This is a genomic window from Pantoea sp. (genome assembly GCF_028283705.1).
GTDB lineage: Bacteria > Pseudomonadota > Gammaproteobacteria > Enterobacterales > Enterobacteriaceae > Pantoea.
The window spans coordinates 187,446-203,594 of the sequence record NZ_JAPWKD010000011.1 but is presented as its reverse complement, the minus strand read 5'-3'; the positions used below and the strand labels follow the sequence as shown (position 1 = coordinate 203,594).

General features: G+C 55.5%; 15 protein-coding genes. 4 read left to right on the top strand and 11 right to left on the bottom strand.

Translation table 11 applies throughout. The features are described 5' to 3' along the window. Positions 1 to 76 precede the first annotated feature (76 nt). The 11 genes from PW844_RS08035 to PW844_RS07985 form a co-directional block, all read right to left on the bottom strand. On the bottom strand, positions 77 to 925 hold the full coding sequence (locus tag PW844_RS08035) for a VOC family protein (RefSeq protein WP_299450117.1): 849 nt from the start codon (positions 923 to 925) through the stop codon (positions 77 to 79). Between the two features lie 23 nt (positions 926 to 948). Further along, a complete protein-coding gene (locus PW844_RS08030) occupies positions 949 to 2,100 on the bottom strand; it encodes an amidohydrolase (protein ID WP_299450114.1) in 1,152 nt (383 codons plus the stop codon). Between the two features lie 2 nt (positions 2,101 to 2,102). After that, positions 2,103 to 3,206 (bottom strand): alkylhydroperoxidase domain protein, encoded by a 1,104-nt coding sequence (locus PW844_RS08025; RefSeq protein WP_299450111.1) that lies wholly within the window; start codon positions 3,204 to 3,206, stop codon positions 2,103 to 2,105. Positions 3,207 to 3,218: 12 nt separating this feature from the next. Beyond that, positions 3,219 to 4,214 carry a putative FMN-dependent luciferase-like monooxygenase gene (locus tag PW844_RS08020; RefSeq protein WP_299450109.1) on the bottom strand — a complete coding sequence of 332 codons (996 nt, stop codon included), beginning with the start codon at positions 4,212 to 4,214 and terminating at the stop codon, positions 3,219 to 3,221. Continuing rightward, positions 4,211 to 5,821 carry an ABC transporter ATP-binding protein gene (locus PW844_RS08015; protein WP_299450106.1) on the bottom strand — a complete coding sequence of 537 codons (1,611 nt, stop codon included), beginning with the start codon at positions 5,819 to 5,821 and terminating at the stop codon, positions 4,211 to 4,213. The genes PW844_RS08020 and PW844_RS08015 overlap by 4 nt, the downstream gene beginning before the upstream one ends. Further along, entirely contained in the window at positions 5,818 to 6,675 is an 858-nt protein-coding gene (locus PW844_RS08010) for an ABC transporter permease (RefSeq protein WP_299450104.1), read from the bottom strand. Before PW844_RS08010 ends, PW844_RS08015 begins: the two co-directional genes overlap by 4 nt. Further along, the gene (locus PW844_RS08005; protein WP_299450101.1) at positions 6,675 to 7,616 is read right to left on the bottom strand and encodes an ABC transporter permease; all 942 of its coding nucleotides are present in this window, start codon (positions 7,614 to 7,616) and stop codon (positions 6,675 to 6,677) included. The genes PW844_RS08010 and PW844_RS08005 overlap by 1 nt, the downstream gene beginning before the upstream one ends. Before the next feature lie 12 nt (positions 7,617 to 7,628). Beyond that, positions 7,629 to 9,251: a TIGR04028 family ABC transporter substrate-binding protein gene (locus tag PW844_RS08000; protein ID WP_299450099.1), complete on the bottom strand. Its 1,623-nt coding sequence runs from the start codon at positions 9,249 to 9,251 to the stop codon at positions 7,629 to 7,631. Positions 9,252 to 9,450: 199 nt separating this feature from the next. Further along, the gene (locus PW844_RS07995) at positions 9,451 to 9,663 is read right to left on the bottom strand and encodes a hypothetical protein (protein ID WP_299450097.1); all 213 of its coding nucleotides are present in this window, start codon (positions 9,661 to 9,663) and stop codon (positions 9,451 to 9,453) included. Next, positions 9,660 to 10,193: a DUF2778 domain-containing protein gene (locus PW844_RS07990; RefSeq protein WP_299450094.1), complete on the bottom strand. Its 534-nt coding sequence runs from the start codon at positions 10,191 to 10,193 to the stop codon at positions 9,660 to 9,662. The genes PW844_RS07995 and PW844_RS07990 overlap by 4 nt, the downstream gene beginning before the upstream one ends. A 202-nt stretch (positions 10,194 to 10,395) precedes the next feature. Beyond that, positions 10,396 to 11,313: an alpha/beta hydrolase gene (locus PW844_RS07985; RefSeq protein ID WP_299450092.1), complete on the bottom strand. Its 918-nt coding sequence runs from the start codon at positions 11,311 to 11,313 to the stop codon at positions 10,396 to 10,398. A 287-nt stretch (positions 11,314 to 11,600) separates the two neighbouring features. Between PW844_RS07985 and PW844_RS07980 the strand changes: the two genes are divergently transcribed. The 4 genes from PW844_RS07980 (at position 11,601) to PW844_RS07965 (ending at position 16,145) form a co-directional block, all read left to right on the top strand. After that, positions 11,601 to 12,407, top strand: a complete 807-nt coding sequence (locus tag PW844_RS07980) for a hypothetical protein (protein WP_299450089.1) — start codon at positions 11,601 to 11,603, stop codon at positions 12,405 to 12,407. A gap of 192 nt (positions 12,408 to 12,599) precedes the next feature. After that, entirely contained in the window at positions 12,600 to 13,598 is a 999-nt protein-coding gene (locus PW844_RS07975) for an MsnO8 family LLM class oxidoreductase (RefSeq protein WP_299450086.1), read from the top strand. Positions 13,599 to 13,620: 22 nt separating this feature from the next. Then, on the top strand, positions 13,621 to 14,778 hold the full coding sequence (locus PW844_RS07970; protein WP_299450083.1) for an amidohydrolase: 1,158 nt from the start codon (positions 13,621 to 13,623) through the stop codon (positions 14,776 to 14,778). 53 nt (positions 14,779 to 14,831) lie between these two features. Continuing rightward, entirely contained in the window at positions 14,832 to 16,145 is a 1,314-nt protein-coding gene (locus tag PW844_RS07965; RefSeq protein ID WP_299450080.1) for an LLM class flavin-dependent oxidoreductase, read from the top strand. The last annotated feature ends 4 nt before the right edge of the window (positions 16,146 to 16,149 follow it).

The window sequence follows — 16,149 nt, the reverse complement described above, 5'->3', positions numbered from 1 at the left end:
CATGGGCGAATTTCTCATATAAGTGAAATGGATAGTCATGATATGAGATATCAGGAATTTTTATTTCAGGAATGAGTTACTGCTGAAAACGTAACGCCACACCCAATGCCTGCTCTGCCGCTACAATCACTGCGTGTTCCGTCTCGCTAAACGGCACATCACCCAGCAGCAAGCTGGCTTTTACTTTGCTAAGGTCGTGGGTTTGCAGGCTCAATGCTGCCATGCGCGCGCTGCCGTCATAATCTGCTGGCAGGCTATTAAAGCGTTGCAGCACATAGTCGGCTGCCGCGAAACGTACCGTCGCAGCCCCGGCTTTTAACACGAAAGCACCTTCCTGACAGGCCAGTAACCTTCCGGCACCGAATAAGCGGCTGTACACCAGCGCGGCGGCTGCCGGATCCTGCGCCACCACCACAAACTCCACGATATTGCCGACGCCATTGGGATGTTGTTGCCAGGCCGCTTGCCACACCGCCTGTGGCGTCTCATGCTGGCAGAAGAAACTGCGACCATTCGGCACCAGCGCCGGGCGTAAACGCACGGTGCGAAAGCGCGCCTGTTGTGGTGATCCATCGGGCAGGGTAACCGGACGATAAAAACTGGCCGGTGGTTCGCCATCGATATCCTGGCTTTCCAGGTACCGCCACACCGCGTCAGCATCGTCACTTTTCCACACCAGCCCGCTTAAGCCCAGTGGGGACTGCCACAAATCCTGGCGCAGGTTTCCGCGTTGCGGTTCATAACCCAGCAGCTCCAGATAATTTTCGTCAAAAACCGCCAGGTGATTGCTGGAGCCAAGCGAATGGTGGCCGCGGTCGGTGAGTTGAAAGCCCAACCTCTGATACAGCGTACGCGCTTCATCCAGTCGATCGGCCACATTGATCACCACATGATCCAGTTGCGGCAGTGGAGCGATAATCGCCATTGGTTTTCTCCTTGTTCGTACGGTCACGAGGCCAGTTCCTGAGCTTGCTGCACCTCAGCCAGCGCCTGTTGTGCGAGAGCGGCAAAGTACGCCACTGCGGGTGCAAGCATCGCTTCATCCGGGTCGAATGCCGGATGATGCAGACCCTGTGTGCTGGCACTGCCGATACTGACAAAGGTGCCGGGCACATGGTGCAGATAAAACGCAAAGTCCTCACCGCCCATCTGTGGGATTGCCACTTCCGTCTGGTATCCCTGCTGCTGAGCCACACGCAGCGCGAAGTCGGCCCAGGCGGGCGTATTCACCAGCGAAGGCGGGCCTGGCTGCCACAGTAGCTCAGCTTCGCCATTAAACCCGGCCGCGATACCCGCGATCAAATTGCGTATTTTATGCACTACCTGTTCACGAATCTGCGCGTTATGGGTACGTACCGTACCTTCCAGCTCCACCTGATGTGGCAGGACATTCCAGCTATTCCCAGCAGTGAATCGCGTCACGCTGACCACCACCGATTCCAGCGCGCTAAACACGCGAGCAGGCAGGTTTTGCAGCGCGGTGACGATATGGCTGGCGATGACAATCGCATCAACACCTTCGTGAGGTCGCGCCGCATGCGCACCTTTACCGTGAATGTGTATCTGAAAACGATCAACGTTGGCATAGAAGGCACCGCCGCGCGTGCGCAGCGTACCCACCGGCAAATCCGGTGCATTGTGCAAACCAAAAATGGCCTGCACATTTTGCAATGCCCCGGCATCAATCAGCTGCTGTGCGCCATTAAAGGTTTCCTCGGCGGGTTGAAACAGAATTCGCACCCGGCCGGGCAACTGCGCTTCAATCCGTTTGAGCTGATGCGCCACGCCGAGCATCACGCTGCTGTGCAGATCATGACCGCAGGCATGCATCACGCCTTTTTGCTGTGACTGCCACGGACGATCGGTGAGTTCTTCAATCGGCAAGGCATCAATATCGGCGCGCAGGGCAATCACCGTATCGCCCTGACCAATCTCCGCCACCACTCCGGTTTCCAGTGCCAGCGGTAACAAACGGATATGAGCCTGTTGCAACCAGCGGGTGATGCGGGCGGTGGTGGCGTGTTCCTGATTAGACAGTTCAGGGTGCTGATGCAGTTCACGTCGCCAGTGGATAAGTTGTTCGGTAGAGAGGGTTGTCATAGTTATCCTTTGGCGTCGTCAGGCAGGAAGGGTTCGCCCAGCGTCAGCATCAGGCGGTTGGCCCAGGCAAAGAAGGCGGTGGACTGAACCAGATCCAGCAGCTGCAAGGTATCCAGCCCGTGAGCGCGTAGTGCCTGCAACTGTTCCTGGCTGGCACTGGCCGGGGTGACGGATAACGCGGCGCTGAAATCGATAAGCGCCTGCCAGCGCGGTGACTGTCCGTGCGACAGTTCCGCACCGGGTACCACATTGAGCAACTTTTGCACCGCAGCCTCCTGTTTCGTTAGCTGACTGGCTTTACGCGCATGGACTGAGGCGCAATAGATGCAGCCATTCACCTTACTGACCACCGTGGCCGCCAGTTCACGCTCGGCGCGCGGCAAGCCACCTGCGGTATAAAAGATGCCTTTATCGGTCAGGGTACGCTGTTCCAGCAGCGGCAGGTTGCGTCCCAGCAGGCGGAAATAGTCAGAGTCACTATGACCAAAACGCGCCAGCGTGGCTTTTTCCTCGTTGTCGAATTCCTCAAGCGGTTTGGCGGCCAGCCAGGGTTCCCATCCCAGTTCCTGCTGGGTAAAGGCGGTGAGGGCGCTCTTGCCGCTAAAGGTCAGTGGCGCGCTATGCCATTTTCCGGCTACGGCGTGCTGCTGTGTGTTTAAGTCATCGCCCTTGAGCAGGCGGAAACCGGCCAGCAGACGGCTCTGGAAGCTGACGAACGCAATCAGCTGCGCCAGTGTGACAATGCCGCGCGCTGTCCAGCCCGCGCTTTGCAGATTGGCAATGTGCTGCGGTGTTGCTTCTACCGGATGGAAACTCAGCCGCTCGGCGAAAGCGCGTCCCGCCTCTTCGCGTGCGCTGTGTTGCACATCCTGTACCTGCTGTTGGTAGTGCGCCTGTAAAGCCACTTCGCCATGCCAGGCGGCGACCTGGGCAGCCAGCGCGAAGCGTTCCGGTAACGGAAAATCGTCATCATGCTGACTAAACAAGACTTCATAGCTGCCCTGGGTGTGACGGGTGGCAGCATCGCGTTGGGTGCGTGCCAGCGCCAGCTCTGAGGTGGGATCAATATCGGCCAGCGCTGCCAGCAAATCATCGAGTTGAGGCATGAATTTCTCCTGTTATGCGTTGCGCAGCGGTGGCGCGATGTGGTCGGCAATCAGTTCAATCGAACGCAAAATATCGGCATGGGGAGGATCAATCGAATGCACCTGGAAGGTGATATCGGTGGCGCGTGCCAGCACGCTATCCTGCGCCAGAGAGGCCAGCACCGCGTCAGGATCGCCGAGATGGGCGTCAAACTGGCGGATATGATCATCCAGTGACGCACCCAGGATGCTATGTCCGCTAGCCTGGAACTGGTCAGCCTGACGTTGCAGACCCGGTTCGGCCAGGCGACGCGCATGGTGGGTGGAGTCTGCGACGAAGGCGGTGCGTGAGGCGAGAATTCGCGGCGCAATTCCTTCTGGCAGCGCAGCCAGATAGGCGTCGATCATCGGGTTCTGTAGCGCATCCAGTGGTAAGTCCGCTTGTCCGGCAGGCCGTGGCTGGGTGCGGGATAACATCAGGCCGTGGCCCGCCTGACCGGCGCGTGCAGCACCTTCGACGGAAAACGTGGCGATCCAGACGCGTTGCGATAACGTCGGTGCGGCGGGATAAAGATGGTTATCCGGATGCGCCAGGGTATCGCCACGCCAGGCGCTCAGTACGCTATGCAGTTGTTCCGCAAAGAAGGGCGCGCGTTGCTCGATCGTCAGGCCAAACGGCAGGAAGGAGGTGGCGGTGCCGCCGGAACCAAAACCGACCTCAAGGCGTCCGTTGCTGAGCAAATCCAGCACTGCGGCGTCTTCAGCGACACGCAGCGCATTTTCCAGTGCCAGGGTGATAATACCGGTGCCGAGGCGAATGGTGCGGGTATGCGCCGCGATATGCGCGAGAAACACCAGCGGTGATGGCAGGCCACCTTCATGTTCGTGAAAATGGTGCTGCGCAATCCACGCACTATCAAAGCCAAGTCGTTCCGCGTGCTGGATCTGCTCGGTTGCCAGCCGGTAACGCAGCTGTGCGCTACCTTCATCGAGCAGGCGGGTAAAAAAACCAATGCGTTTACGCGTCATGCAGACTCCTTAATCAGCGGACGGAAAGCGGGAATCGCCTCAATTAATGACCGGGTGTAGGGATGGCGGGGGGCAGCAAATAGCGTGACAACGTCACTCTGTTCCACCACTTCCCCGGCGCGTAACACCGTGACGCTATGCGCCAGTCGCCGTACGGTGGCGAGATCGTGAGTAATAAACAGATAGGTCAGGCCGAGGTCGTGCTGCAACTGTTGCAGCAGTTGCAGAATTTGCGCCTGCACGGTGACATCCAGTGCCGAGGTGGCCTCATCCAGCACCAGAATCGCCGGTTCAACAATTAACGCCCTGGCAATCGCCACGCGCTGACGCTGACCGCCGGACAACTCGCGCGCTTTACGCGTCAGCAGCTCAAGCGGCAACGCCACCCGCTGTGTGACGGCAGTAACGCGCTGACGACGTTGTTCCGCTGTCAGGCGGGCAAAATTGCGCAGCGGTTCTTCGATGATGGCAAACAACGTCTGACGTGGATCAAGCGAAGCATAGGGGTTCTGATACACGAACTGAATTTTGCGCCGCAGCTGACGCCGCGCTTCGTTACTCAGATCGTGGGCATCAATACCGTCAATCACCACACGGCCACTGTCGGCCTGCTCAAAGCCCAGCAGAATGCGCGCCAGCGTGGTTTTGCCCGATCCTGATTCACCAACCAGTGCATGGGTGGTGCCGCGCGGCACGCTGATGCTGACGGCGTTTAAAGCCTGAAACTGCTGATGACGCCCAAGCCGGAAACGTTTATTGATGGCGGAAAGCTGAATTGCCGGGGTGGCAAGCGCTGTCGCGGGGGGCGGCGGCAGAGCCAGTGAATCCAGCGCCGCATCCTGCAACAGCTGCCGGGTGTAGGGATGCTGTGCGGCATTGATCACCCGCGCAGTATCGCCCTGTTCCTGGATCTCGCCGTGACGAAAAACCAGCAGCCGGTCAGCACGTTCAGCCGCCAGCGCCAGATCGTGGGTGATAAATAACACCGCCGTGCCGGATTCGCGCCGCAGGATATCGAGCAAATCGAGAATGCGTTTCTGCACCGTGACATCCAGCGCGCTGGTTGGCTCATCAGCAATGATGATTTGCGGACGCAGGGCGAGGGCGATGGCGATCAGGACGCGTTGTTTCATCCCGCCGGAGAGTTGATGCGGGTACTGATCCACGCGTTGCTCAGGGTGGCTCAAACCCACGCGGCTCAGTAGCTCAATCACCCGCTGCTGACGTTCTTTACGGCTGATACGCAGGTGCAGTTGCAGCATTTCACCCACCTGTTCACCGATGGTTTTCACCGGATTGAGTGAGTTGCCTGGGTCCTGCGGCACCAGGCTGATACGCACGCCGCGCAGGCTGTCCAGCCGTTTGGCGGACCAGCCGCTGATATCAGTACCGTTCAGCACAATGCGACCACTGTCGCGGCGGCCATTTTCCGCCAGCAGGCCGATGATCGCCTGCGCGGTGGTGGTTTTACCAGAACCCGATTCACCCACCAGCGCCACCATTTCACCCGCCTGCAGACTAAAACTGACGTTATGCACCACCGGACGCCATTCGCCTTGCTGGCGATAGCTCAGGGTGAGGTTTTCAATTGCAAGGATCGTGTTCATTTCTTCCCTCCGGCCAGTTGCTGGTTAATACGATTGGCTGCCAGTACCACCGCCACCACCACCATGCCGGGAAAGATCGTCAGCCACCAGGCGGTCGCCAGGTAGTTACGGCCTTCCGCAATCAGGAGTCCCCATTCCGGGGTCGGTGGCGGTGTGCCATAACCGAGAAAACTCAGGGTTGAAAGCGCCAGAATCGCCTGACCAAATTGCAATGCCGCGAAGGCGATCACTGCCGTCAGCGAGTTCGGCAGGATATGCCGCCATAGCACGGTCCAGAAACTGCCGCCACTGCCATAAGCGGCCTCGACAAACTCGCTACGCCGCACGCGTACCACTTCACCGCGTGCCAGCCTTGCGAAGCTGGCAATGGAGGCAATTCCCACTGCCAGCGCAGCGTGTACCGTGCCAAAACCCAGCAAAATCAGGATGCTCAGCGAGAGCAGCAGGGACGGGATGGAGAGCAGTACATCCACCAGCCGCATCAGTAAGGTTTCCGTGCGCCGCCCGACCGCTCCGGCAATCACGCCCAGTGCCGTGCCGACAATCAGGCCCATCGCCACCGCAGCAAATGCCGCTGCCAGCGACTGTGACGCGCCATAAACGATGCGGGTGAACAGATCGCGGCCCAGCTGGTCGGTACCGAGCCAGTAAGTTGCCTGTGGAGGCAGGCGCTGCGCACCAGCAATGCCTTCCGTGGGGTTGAAGTGGGTAAACAATCCGGGTGCGAAAGCCGCCAGCAGCGCCAGTATCATCACCGCCCATGCCAGCCACAGACCGGGTTGCAGTTGTACGCCGTGCCAGCGATGTTTTCTGCGCGAACTCAGACGGCCCGCCGCGTAATCCACCAGACTCATCAGTGACCTCCCGCGATCGGTTGTAGCCGGGGATCAAGCAACGGCATCAACAAATCGACCAGCAAATTAATCAGCACAAACCCCAGCGCGGAGATCATCACCACCGCCTGAAGTACCGCGACATCCTGATTGTTGACCGCCTGTTGCGTCAGCTGTCCCAGCCCGCTCAGGCCAAACACCGTTTCAGTAATCAGCGCACCGGCAATTAATTCGCCGAGCAGTAAACCGGCCACGTTCAGCACAGGCAGCAGTGCATTGCGCAATACGTGACGCCATAACACCCGGTTTTCACTCGCGCCTTTGGCACGCGCCACCGCCACGAAGGGTTGGGTGGAGACGTCATCAATGCTACGCAGCAGGATCTGCGCCAGTGGTGCGGAGATGGGCACCGCTACCGTGATCACTGGCAGAATCAGCCCTTGCAACGCCGAAGGATTGATAACCGGAATCCAGCGCAGCTGGAACGAGAACACCTGGATGAGCGCAATGCCAAGCCAGAACGTCGGCAATGAGACAAACAACGCAGGAATGGACTGTAAAAATGTGCGCAGCAGGCGTAAACCCGGTAGCCGCGATAACGCCGCCAGGGCAAACGCCAGCAACGCCGCCAGTAAAAATCCCGGCAGCGCCAGGCTGAGCGTGGCGGGTAGATTGCTGGCGATCAGTTCGCTGACCGGAACGCCCGCCTGCACCGAGTAACCGAAATCGCCACGCAGCATGGCAAACAGGGTATGCCCATACTGCTGCCAGATTGGATTGTCAGCACCGTAGGCCAGCCGCATCTCGGCAATTTGCGTGGGGCTAAGGCCGAGGTCCGGGTTCTGAAACTTAATCAGAATCGCGTCACCCGGCAGCACCTGCAGCAGCAAAAATGACAGGGTGAACGCCGCCCACAATACCAGCAGGCTTTGCCCCAATCTGTGCAGCAGAGAATGTTGCATTATCAACCTGCCTTAGTGTTTTTCCAGCCACGCGCCGTAGAACGATGGGCGGCCCACCGCTTCAAAACTGACGCCTTTTAACCAGGGCGCACCGGCAAACACCTGCGGTTCCTCGAAGATCGGGATCACATAGGCGTTGTCGAGCAGATAACGCTGCGCATCACCGGTCAGTTGCAGGCGCTTTTGCGCATCAACTTCGGCCGAGATATTTACCAGCAGCGTATTCAGTTTGTCGTCGCGGAAGTTTTTCACTTTGTCGCTTGAGCCGCCTTTTTGCAGCAACGCATCGCGATTGGTGGGATAGAACATGCTTTTCACCACATCCGGGTCGGCACGTCCCACCTCGGACACCGTCAGTGGGGTTTTCAGCGGATCCAGGTTATCCAGCGTTTTGCTGCCTGCATCACCGGCTTTCACCCTCAGGGCAACCCCCACCTGACGCCACTGCTGCGCCACCAGTTGCAGCACTTCTTTGTTTTGCGGCTGTGGCGGAGATTCATACACCGTCAGCACCAGTTTCTCGCCACCTTTCTCGCGGATCCCATCGCTACCGGGTTTCCAGCCTGCTTCATCCAGCAGTTGTTTCGCCAGCGTCGGGTCATAGTTGAGTTTGTCGCTCAGATTGACGTAGCCCGCCGCGCTTGCGGCAATCACCGAAGTCGCTTGCGGATAGTTGGGGGAGAACAGGGTTTGTACCACCTGCTGTGCGTTGGTGGCATGCAGCAGCGCCTGACGTACTTTCAGGTCGCTGACCAGCGGGTTATCCGGGCGGAAGCTGATACTGTCATTGACGCCACGCGTCGGGGCGGCATAAATCGGGAAGTTCTGTTGTTTGGCCTGTTTTTCGTCATACGCCTGCACCTGGCGAATAAAATCAGCCTGGCCTGCCAGCAATGCGCCAATCCGGACGCTGTCTTCCGGGGTGACGATAAATTTGATGCCGTCGAGATTGGCCGGGCCTTGCTGCGCAATATTTTTCGGCCCCCAGTGGTAATCCTTACGTGCCACCAGATCGACTTCACGGCCCAGCTGTTCATTGCTGACCACAAACGGGCCTGAGCCAATAATATGGCGCGCATCACCCAACTGATCGAAGCTGCGTTTTAAAGTGCTGAGGGACACCAGTCCCGAGCCTATGGTGGCGGTGCCTTGTAAAAAGCCCGGTGAGGGTTTGGTGAAATAAAATTTCACCGTAAGCGGATCAATCACTTCGCTATGATCGTAATTATTAATCACCTCAGACACCGGCAAACGCAGCGCTTTATTGCCCAGACCATAGGTATCAAAGTTTTTCGCCACCGCGTTGGCATCCAGCGGTGTGCCGTCGGAGAAAGTGACACCCGGACGAATTTTAAAGGTGTATTCGGTTTTGTCGGCGTTACTGCTCCAGCTTTCGGCAATCCAGGGTTCAACCTGTAAGGTTTTGGGGTTTTGCCAGGTGAGTTTATCGGTGATCTGATTCAGGATGCCACCGTTGGGGTAAAAACCACCCGCCGGAGGATAAAGGTTGGTATGTGGTTGTTGTTCCAGATAAATAAGCGTGCCGCCTTTAACTGGCGTGTCCGCTGCGTGAGCACTGAATATCCCTGTCAGCAGAGCAAAACTTAATGCCTGCAAGTGAAAACGTTGCTTCATGATGGTGAATTCCTTTGTTATCAATTACCCGACGGGCGGTTTTTATCATCGAACGCCGCGTCGGGGAGTTGAACCAAGGAAATGCACTAAGCTTTGCTGAAAAAGGTAAAAGCTCAATAGCCCGGAGCTTAATGTGGTCCTTTAATCAGATAGGTCACAGGGTGAGTACACTTCAATCTCCATTTCATTAATTAATTCCTCATTGAGGCTTCCGATATCTGCGTAGAATCAGCAGGGCAATGACGGCTGAAAAAGCGGTCTTGATTAACAAAATGATAAAAAAGAAATTATTCATTCCCTCCTCGCCGTCACCTTGAGCTAAATCCAGACTGTCCACAACATGGCCGACAACTGTGTCAGGTATAAACACGATTCCAGCAATGACAATTACGATAAAGATGATTATTTTCATTTCACACTGCATTTAGAGAAATCAGGGATGCCACGAACATCAATGCGTCCGTATGCCATTAATCCATTCCCACCGGGAACGCGAACCTTGGGACGGTTGAGCAACGCACGTCTCAACACCTGGAATTCGTTTGATCGATAGAGAGTAATACACCCCCAGGATACACCGGAACCGTCTGAATTGAGCGGGTGTAATCGGAAACTGCCCCAACGTATTCCATTAACAAAAACATGGTCACTCATCGTGTTGCTGCTGTACAAGCCAAACCATTCAGAATGGTGATTGCGGTACAGATGTGCCATATCTATGGCCTCAGCCCGAATCTGATTAAAAAGACTTCCCTGTGGTCGATCAACTATCCAGTAAGTTCCGGGTGGAATTGCAGCTTTCTCCCTGTCGGAACAGTGTGGATTGTTTATGTATTTTTCAATTCCAGAAAGGACATCAAAAGAACCTACGCCGTAACACATCAACTTCAGCGTCTTTCCATCTGGAGATAATCTCCCATAATCCATCATACAAATCTGCATCAGTAAAACTCCTGTACTTGTGATGTGATACAGTCACCGCGCACTCGTTGCTGCGGCCTGTTGACCGTTTCCATAGTCAACCTAAGTCCATCTTACACATTCACATTTCTGATGTATTTAGAAAATTTACTTCCCCCACAACCTATTACCAGAAATTTCCTAACTTCGAATGGCACATCAGGCAGAACGCAGGCATGCCTGGTTATCGCCAGTGGCGGGTAATAAACTCTGCAGCGGCATCCAGCGCATGGCGCGCAGCTTCCAGTTCGATTTCGCTCTGAAATACATGATGCATACCTTCATAAATATCCAGACGCACTTCGCCGCCTCGTGCTGCCGCAGCGGCGGCATAACGTGTGGCATCATCCAGCAACAATTCGTCTGTTCCCACCTGAATTGCCAGCGGGGGTAAGCGTTCGGGTACGTCGTACAACGGCGATGCTAAGCCGTTGGTTGCGGGGGTGCCATTGAGATAAACCCCTGCCAGTTGGGTCAGTATTTCAGGATGGAAAATGGGGTCGTGAGTCGCCGGATTATTAAAGGAGTCCCCGGTAAAAGCCAGGTCGAGATACGGCGAAAACACCACGGCAGAAGCCACATCAGCCGCCACCTGTGGGTTTTGTAACAATCCCAGCACCAGTGCACCTCCGGCAGAATCCCCCACTAACGCCAGCTGAGTCATCCCCTGAGTCGCCAGCCAGCCAGGAATTCGCGCAAGCGCCTTCGGTGCTGCCGGGAATGGATGTTCTGGGGTTAAAGGATAGTCCGGGACAAATGTGGCAATACCGGTGCGTGTCGCTAACTGGCTGGCAAAACCCCGATAAGCAATGGCACTGCCCAGCGTATAACCACCGCCATGAATAAACACCACTGCCCGAGAATCAGTTTGCTGCTCCGGTTTCACCCACCAGCCCTGTATCCCAACCTGATCGATGCGTTCGGTGACTATACCTGGAGCCATGGGTGTCCCGGCCAGCATCTGGTCATACATTTCCCGCGTCGTGCCGGAAAAGTTCGCTCGCAACTGGTCCATAGCCGCGATGATTTGTGGTTCAAGCGTGCGATCATGGGCAGATACCGGATGGCGTGTTTCGAAAGGTTTATAAGCATGCTGTGACATAGACAGAATCTCCGGTTAGCAAAAGCGAATAGTTTCAGCTGTTCCCGATGATGGTTTATTCCAATGGCGCTGTACAGATGATATTTTTGGTCATCATAAAATAATTGATATGCCATTTATTTCAGAGATAAATCAGTTTTAAATATGACATGATATTTATGATGTTACCTTCAGTGAATTATCATAACCAATAACATTTTATTTTTATCAATATTGCTTACTGTTAAGCACATAATTCATGGCAGCGGCGCTGGAAATAAAGACCATCTAAACCAGGGAGTGTAAATATGTCCGATCGTATCGGTTTTCCTTCTGTCCATATGGCAACCTCTTCGGCCACGCGGGGCAACAACCATCCGGCACCACGCCTGCCGATTGCGCGATTATCTCAGCTAACGCTATTACCTGCATCGAATAATCCGCAGATGCCTGTCGCGCCGCCATCCTATTACGGCTATTCGGGGCCGAGTGATTTTAGACCACCGCAGGCCTATCCTGCGCCGCTGAGTTACGAAGCCTCACAACGTATTGAAATAAAATCGCTGGGAGAAAAGTTTCAGGCGTTATTTGAATGCAGGCCTCCGGTTTTTCTTGAGACTGAAATTATTCACCCGGATATAGGGAGTGAAAATCTTGAAAAACATATCACTTTCTATTTTGATAAGATGAAACTTCAGGACGAACTGGTGGTTTTTCTGGAAGATGCGGGTGTTGAGTACACATCGAGAATAGTGGGTAGAGAAATTCCGGTTTTTAATGTGATTAAAGACATGAGCACAAGAGAAATGAGGAATATGGGCGGAGTACATAAGATTTGTCATTGTGCTGATGAAAAAGGTGAAAGATATCAGTTCATTGAACGTCCTCGCGCATTGCGTGACCATCCTAAGAGTCTGCTGATTTCCGAGTCCTCTTATTCAAAATATGAAGAAGATGCGACTCTCAGAGAAATAACAACCGTTTGGGGGAAAATTGATCTTGCAATTTCCGAGCGTAGTCTGGACGAATCATTGTCTTTATATAAGCCAGAGCTGGAGAAAATTTATAAAATAATTGAAAACAGAAGTATTCAGACAACAACAACACAACTGTAACCTGTCAACATTCTGGCGTCTGGCGGCATGGGTTATCGTGTCGCTACGAAGCAGTTAAGACATGGCGTTAAACTCCAGCTTTTCCCGCACCATTTCCATTTTTCTAATTCACTTTGTCGAATTTGTTGTTTTGCGAAATAAAAGCCCCGTTCCACACTAGCCGCCATATTCATTGCAGAAAGGATAAGGCGTATGTCATACCGACTCAGTTTGCTGGATAAATCGCCGATTGCCGAAGGAGAGAGTGCAACTCATGCGTTGCATCGTACCCTGCATCTGGCACAGCAGGCGGAAGCATGGGGGTATCACCGCTTCTGGCTGGCTGAACACCATAACTCGGCCCAGCTGGCCAGCCCGGCACCGGAATTACTGATTGCCTGGATTATTGGCCAGACACGTCATATCCGCGTTGGCTCGGGTGGCGTGATGTTGCAGCATTACAGCCCATACAAAGTGGCGGAAAACTTTAATCTGCTGGCGTCGCTGGCTCCGGGTCGTATCGATCTTGGTGTAGGCAAGGCTCCCGGTGGGTTGCCACTGTCCACCCGGGCGCTCCAGCTGGGCGTTCATCAGGATGAAAAAGGCAGTTTTGCTGAGCAACTGGCGTTGCTGGATGGCTGGTTACAACCCGCCGCGTTACACAGTGATGAGGAAACCCTTAACGCAACCCCGCAGCCCGCCCGTCCGGCTAATCGTTTTCTGCTGGGAGCCAGTGAAGAAAGTGCGCAGCTGGCGGCAGAACTCGGCTGGCAACTGGTGTTCGCCGCCCATCTCAATGGTGATCGCCAGTTGCTGGAGAGGGTGCTGGGACGTTACCACCAGCTCAGTTATGGCCAGCGTGCGCTGGTGGCAGTGCAGGTGGTGGTGGCGGATTCTCCGGCAGAAGCTGATCTGCTGGTCAGCAATCTACGCTTTTATCGCGTCACAGTGAAAGACGGGCAAAGCGTCAATGTTGGTAGCATTGAGCAGGCAGAACGCTATGTACGTCAGGGCGGGTACCACGATTATGTGATTGAACCGCGTACACCTTCTTTGCTGAAAGGCACAGCAGCCCAGGTACATGCGCAGCTTGAGGCACTGCATCAAAACTTCGGTATCGACGAGTTCGTGATTGATTCACCGGTGGTGGATGAGCATGCCCGTCTGAAATCCCTCGAACTACTGGCAACCCATCGTCTGGTTGCGGCCTGAACGACGCACTTCGGAGGCAACCATGACGCAATTTTCACAACAACAGCTGATTGACTGGCGGCGTGAGCTGCATAGCTGGCCGGAACTCTCCAGCCACGAAGTTGAGACCACCGCGCGCCTGCGAGGATGGTTACAGGCGGCAGGGATACGTTTGCTGGATTATGGGCTGGAAACTGGTGTGGTGGCAGAAATCGGCCAGGGCGACACCGTCATTGCGTTACGCGCAGATATCGATGCCTTACCTATCCACGAAGCGACTGGCCTGTCCTATCGTTCGCGTCATACCGGTGTGATGCACGCCTGCGGCCACGATGTCCACAGCGCGGTAATGCTGGGGGCTGCGTTACAACTCAAAGGGCAGGAAGCACAGCTGCCAGGGCGTATTCGTCTGTTGTTTCAGCCCGGCGAAGAGAATGCCACCGGCGCACGGCAATTTATCCGCGCGGGTGTGTTGCAGGATGTGCAGGCGATTTTTGGTATGCATAACGAACCAGGATTGCCGACAGGTACCTTCGCCACACGCGGCGGCGCTTTTTATGCCAATGCCGATCGCTTTGTGATTCGCGTCAACGGTAAAGGGGCCCATGCGGCGCATCCGGAACAGGGGGTGGATAGCATCGTGGTCGCCAGCCAGATCATTCAGGCGCTGCAATCCCTGACCAGTCGCAGTTTTAATACCCTCGACAGCCTGGTGCTCAGTATTACCCGCATCGACGGCGGCAAAACCTGGAATGTGCTGCCGGGAGAAGTTGAGTTTGGCGGCACCGCACGTACGCACGATTTGCTGGTCCGGCAACAACTGGAACAACGCGTACGACGTCTGGTGGAAAGCGTCGCCGTTGCGCAGGGTGCCACTGCCACTCTGAGCTGGCACGCCGGTCCGCCGGTGCTGGAGAACGACCCACAATGGGCAGCTTTTGCCAGCGATATCGCGCAACAGGCCGGATATCGGGTGCAAACCGCCGATTTGCACCTTGGCGGTGAGGACTTCGCCTTTTACCTGCAACTGATCCCCGGTGCATTTGTCAGCATCGGCAGCGCCAGTGATTTTGGTCTGCATCATGGCGGATTTAACCCGGATGAAGCCTTAATCGCGCCCGCTGCCAGTTACTTTGCACAACTGGCTCAGCAGGCGTTGCAACATCTCAACGCACGATGTCGTGACGTCATCCTGAGCTAACAAATTACCCCCCTCTTTTAATCGACATGTGCTATGGACGGAGAGAAACGATTATGACTACCAGACAACTGCGACTGGGCACTATTCTGCACGGCGCATCCGGTAATATGTCTGCCTGGCGCCATCCGGCGGCACAGGCGGACGCCAGCATCAATTTTGACTACGCCAGACATATCGCGCGCAAAGCAGAACAGGGCAAACTGGATTTCCTGTTTGTTGCCGATGGCCTGTTTATTAATGAAAAGTCGATTCCTCATTTCCTCAACCGTTTCGAACCCCTGACGCTGCTGTCGGCATTGGCTGGCGTGACGCAGCATCTCGGATTAGTGGGCACCGTTTCCACCTCCTACAGCGAACCTTTTACCGTGGCGCGTCAGTTCGCCAGTCTCGACCATCTGAGTGGTGGGCGTGCGGGCTGGAACGTGGTGACGTCACCGCTGGAAGGATCAGCGAAGAACTTCTCGCGTCAGCAACACCCGGAACACGCATTGCGCTATCGCATTGCCGATGAGTATTTGCAGGTGGTGAAAGGGTTGTGGGATTCCTGGGAAGGTGATGCCTTTGTACGCAACAAGGAGAGCGGCCAGTTCTTTGATCCCGCCAAATTGCACACGCTGGATCATCATGGTGATTTTTTCCAGGTGCAGGGGCCACTCAACATCGCCCGTACGCCGCAGGGGCGTCCGATTATCTTCCAGGCTGGCGCATCCGAAGAGGGTAAAAAGCTGGCCACACGCCATGCGGATGCCATTTTCACTCACCAACCCACACGAGAAGAGGCCCAGGCATTCTATCGGGATGTGAAAACGCAGCTGGTGGCGCAGGGTCGTCAGCCAGAGGATTTGCATATTTTCCAGGGCGTCAGCGTGATTGTGGGGGATGATGCCGACGATGTGGAACGCCAGTATCAAACCACCGCAGCGCTGGTCTCAATCACCGATGCGCTGAATTATCTCGGACGCTTCTTCGATCATCACGATTTCTCGCAGTATCCGCTGGATGAACCCTTTCCCGATATTGGTGATATCGGGCAGAACAGCTTCCGCAGTACCACCGATGAGATCAAACGCAAAGCACGCGAGCAGGGTCATACGCTGCTTCAGGCTGCTCTGGAAGCAGCCACGCCCCGTCCGCTGTTCCACGGCACGCCGGAGCAGATTGCCGATGGCCTGCAACTGTGGTTCGAAAGCGCAGCCACTGACGGCTTCATCATTCAGGGCGGCACGCCGGATACCTTCGAACGTTTTGTCGATCGCGTGGTACCGATTTTACAGGCGCGGGGTTTATCGCGTCGTGAATACCCGGGCAGCACGTTACGCGCCAGTTTTGCCCTGCCGGATCCGCAAAACCAGTTCACACAACAATAAAAGC